The following is a 3,737-nucleotide window of genomic DNA, read 5'->3' as shown; positions in this document are numbered from 1 at the left end:
CGTGCCGCTGGCCGACCTCGCCACCGCCAGCCAGCAGCTCGCGTCGTGGTCCCGCCCCGACGCGGCCACGGCGCGGCGCTCGTGGGCGAGAAGCCGGACGCCATCGCCCAGGTCGCGGGCGTCACCACGACGCTCGACGCGTCCGAGGAGGCGGGCGGTCCCACCGCCGTCGTGCTGAACTCGGCCGCCTTCGCGTCCATGGACGACCGTGCGGCGCAGGTCGTCGTGACCCACGAGGCGGTGCACGTGGTGACCGGTGCCGCCACCTCGGCGGCCGAGCCGTGGGTGGTCGAGGGGTTCGCCGACTGGGTCGCGCTCGACGGCGACACCGCGAGCCTGGCGGTGAGCGCCGGGCAGGCGCTCGAGCGCGTCCGCGCCGAGGGCCCGCCGGCGGCCCTTCCAGCGTCCGAGGACTTCTCCGGCGCCGCGCACGGTCTCGGCGCCACGTACGAGCTGGCCTGGCTGGTCTTCCGCGTCCTGGACGAGCAGCACGACGACGCGGCCATCGAGCGGTTCTACCGCGCCTGCCTGGGCGGCACACCGGTCGACCGGGCGCTGCGCGAGGAGCTCGGCACCAGCACCGAGCGACTCACCCGCGACTGGCGCACCTTCCTGCAGCAGGCGGCCCGAACGCGCTGAGCGTGACGTTCTTGCGGTGACACGCCGGTGGCGGCCGCAAGAACGTCACGCTCAGCGACGTGGGGTGGGTCAGCGGGTGTAGAGCGACTCCACCTCGGCGGCCATGTCGGCCAGCACGCGGTTGCGCTTCACCTTGAACGACGGCGTCAGGTAGCCGTTCTCCTCGGTCCAGTCCTCCTCGAGGATGACGAACTTGCGGATCGACTCGGCCTTGGAGACCTGGGTGTTGGCGTCGTCGACCGCCTTCTGCACCTCGGCCAGCAGCGCCGGGTCGTCCAGCGGGCCGGTCCAGGCCTCGGTGTCGATGGTGACCAGCGCGGCGATGAACGGCTTGCCGTCGCCGACGGCCAGGCACTGGCTGACGTACGGGTTGGCGCGCACGCGGTCCTCGAGCACGGCGGGGGCGACGTTCTTGCCGCCGGCGGTCACGATGATCTCCTTCTTGCGACCGGTGATGCGGATGAAGCCGTCCGCGTCGATCTCGCCCAGGTCGCCGGTGCCGAACCAGCCGTCGGCGTCGAGCGCGGCCGCGGTGGCCTTCTCGTTGCGCCAGTAGCCCTGGAAGACCTGCGGGCCCCGGCACTGCAGCTCGCCGTCGGCGGCGATGCGGACCTCGGCGCCGGAGATCGGCAGGCCGACCGTGCCGACGCGCTCGCGGTGCGGCGGGTTCACGGCGAGCGCGGCGGTGGTCTCGGTGAGGCCGTAGCCCTCCAGGATCGTCACGCCGACCCCGCGGAAGAAGTGGCCGAGGCGCTCGCCCAGGGCGGCCCCGCCGGAGATGGCGTACTGGGCCTGGCCGCCGAGCGCGGCGCGCAGCTTGCCGTAGACCAGCTTGTCGAACAGGCCGTGGCGCAGCCGCAGGCCGAGGCCCGGCTTGCCGGCGTCCAGCGCGCGGCTGTACTCGATGGCCGTGGCGACGGCCTTGTCGAAGATCCTGCCCTTGCCCTCGGCGTGCGCCTTCTGGCTGGCGGAGTTGAAGACCTTCTCGAACACGCGCGGGACGGCGAGCACGAACGTCGGCTGGAACTCGCCGAGGCGCGGCACGAGGTCCTTGATGTCGGGGGAGTGGCCGAGGCGGGCGCCGGCGCGGATCGTGCCGACCTGGATGATCCGCGCGAACACGTGGGCCAGCGGCAGGAAGAGCAGCGTGGACGCGCCGTCCGCGTCGAACAGGTCGGGCAGCACCTCCAGCGCGCCGCCGAGCTCGGCCCGGAAGTTGCCGTGCGTGAGCATGCAGCCGCGCGGGCGTCCGGTGGTGCCGGAGGTGTAGACGATGGTGGCCAGCGTGGACGCGTCCATGGCCGCGTAGCGCTCGTCGAGGACGGCGTCGTCGACGCTCTCGCCGGCGGTGGCCAGCGTCGCCAGCTCGTCGGCGTCGATGGTCCAGGTCTGGCGCATGTCCGGCGCGGTGCCCGCGGCCTGCGCGACGCGCTCGGCGTGCTCGGGGGTCTCGACCACGGTCGCGACCGCGCCGGAGTCCTCGAGGATCCAGGCGATCTGGTCGACCGAGGACGTCTCGTAGATCGGCACGGTGACGGCGCCGGCGTACCAGATGGCGTAGTCGACGAGCGTCCACTCGTACCGCGTGCGCGAGAGCAGGGCGACCCGGTCGCCGGCCTGCACGCCGGACGCGACCAGGCCCTTGGCCAGCGCGCGCACCTGGGCGTCGAACTCGCCGATCGTGACGTCCTGCCACTCGGTCGTGCCGATGTGCCGGCTGAACGCGACCGCGTCCGGGTCGAGGGCCAGCCGGTCACGGACGTCGTCGACGAGGTTGCCGTCGTAGCGCAGCGCGGTGTCAGTCACAGACGGCAGGTTACGACACGGTAACCCGGTGCCACCCGGTGACCCGGCTCACGCGGTCGTGCCCGGCCGGGTCGCGCGCGCCCGTGCGGATAGACTCGGTGCTCCGTCTCAGAGGGAGGTGTGATGGCCCGCACGACCAGCGACATCGTCATCGACGCGCCGGCGCACCAGGTGATGGCCGTCATCGCCGACTTCGACGCCTACCCCGACTGGGCGACGGGCATGAAGGAGGTCCGTCCGCTCAGCACCGGCACCGACGGACGTCCCGAGACGGTGTCGTTCGTGCTCGACGCCGCGCCGATCCGCGACTCCTACGTGCTGCGCTACGACTGGCAGGGCGACCGCGAGGTCTCCTGGTCGCTGGCCGAGCCCGCGACCATCCTGCGCTCGATGGACGGCTCGTACGTCCTCGAGGACGCCGACGGCGCGACCCGGGTGACCTACCAGCTCGCCGTCGACGTCTCGATCCCGCTGCTGGGCATGCTCAAGCGCAAGGCCGAGAAGGTCATCATCGACACGGCGCTGCGCGGTCTCAAGGCGCGGGTCGAGGGCCGCCCGTGAGCGAGCCGACGACCCGGGCGTGGTGGGGACGCGCCGGTGACCGAGCCCGACGAGGTCGGCTCCCTCGCCGAGGAGGCCGCCAAGCTGCTGCACGCGCTCGGCGGCGACCGCGACGACGCGGTCCGGTGCCCGCACGGCTGGTGCCCGCTGTGCCGGCTGGTGGAGCACGTGCAGGACAATCCCGAGGTTCTCGAGCAGGCGACCCAGGCGCCGCCGACGCGGTGCGCGCGGTGCGCACGCTGCTCGACCAGCTCGCCCCGAAGGAGGAGCGATGACGTACGCGGTGGGGATCGACATCGGCGGCACCAAGATCGCCGGCGGTCTCGTGGACGACGAGGGCCGGATCGTGCGCGAAGCGCGGGAGGCGACGCCCGGTGACGCCGCCCAGATCCCCGAGGTCGTGGCCCAGGTCGCCCAGCAGGTGCGCGGCGACGCCGAGGTCGCCGGCATCGGCATCGGAGCGGCCGGGTTCATCGGTGCCGACCGGTCGACGGTGCTGTTCGCGCCCAACATCCGCTGGCGCGACGAGCCGCTGGCCGAGCGGGTGTGCGAGCTGACCGACGTCCCGGTCGTCGTCGAGAACGACGCCAGCGCCGCGGCGTGGGGCGAGTTCCGCTTCGGCGCGGGCGCCGACAGCGACGACCTGCTGCTGGTCACCGTCGGCACGGGCGTGGGCGGCGGCATCGTCCACCGCGGCCAGCTGTTCCGCGGCGGCTTCGGCGTCGCGGGCG

Annotated in this window: 4 protein-coding genes; 3 read left to right on the top strand and 1 reads right to left on the bottom strand. The window is 73.3% G+C overall.

Annotated elements, in window-relative coordinates:
- Window positions 1–639 (top strand): basic secretory protein-like protein (locus tag AC2W7G_RS11325; RefSeq protein ID WP_485868521.1); only part of this gene is annotated, 639 nt, incomplete at its 5' end.
- Window positions 640–708: 69 nt separating this feature from the next.
- Here the strand turns inward: AC2W7G_RS11325 and AC2W7G_RS11320 are convergent.
- Window positions 709–2,445 (bottom strand): AMP-dependent synthetase/ligase, encoded by a 1,737-nt coding sequence (locus AC2W7G_RS11320; RefSeq protein ID WP_485868520.1) that lies wholly within the window; start codon window positions 2,443–2,445, stop codon window positions 709–711.
- Between the two features lie 123 nt (window positions 2,446–2,568).
- Here AC2W7G_RS11320 and AC2W7G_RS11315 point away from each other — a divergent pair, with 123 nt between their 5' ends.
- Window positions 2,569–3,006, top strand: a complete 438-nt coding sequence (locus AC2W7G_RS11315; RefSeq protein ID WP_485868519.1) for an SRPBCC family protein — start codon at window positions 2,569–2,571, stop codon at window positions 3,004–3,006.
- A gap of 271 nt (window positions 3,007–3,277) precedes the next feature.
- Window positions 3,278–3,737 (top strand): ROK family protein (locus tag AC2W7G_RS11310; protein WP_485868518.1); only part of this gene is annotated, 460 nt, incomplete at its 3' end.

The organism is Aeromicrobium sp. PFPM2_SD2 (genome assembly GCF_057364525.1).
This window is presented reverse-complemented; position numbering and strand designations above follow the sequence as displayed.

Coding starts and splice junctions, on each gene's coding strand:
- AC2W7G_RS11315 (WP_485868519.1), top strand. CDS start 2,569: ATGGCCCGCACGACCAGCGACATCGTCATCGACGCGCCGGCGCACCAG.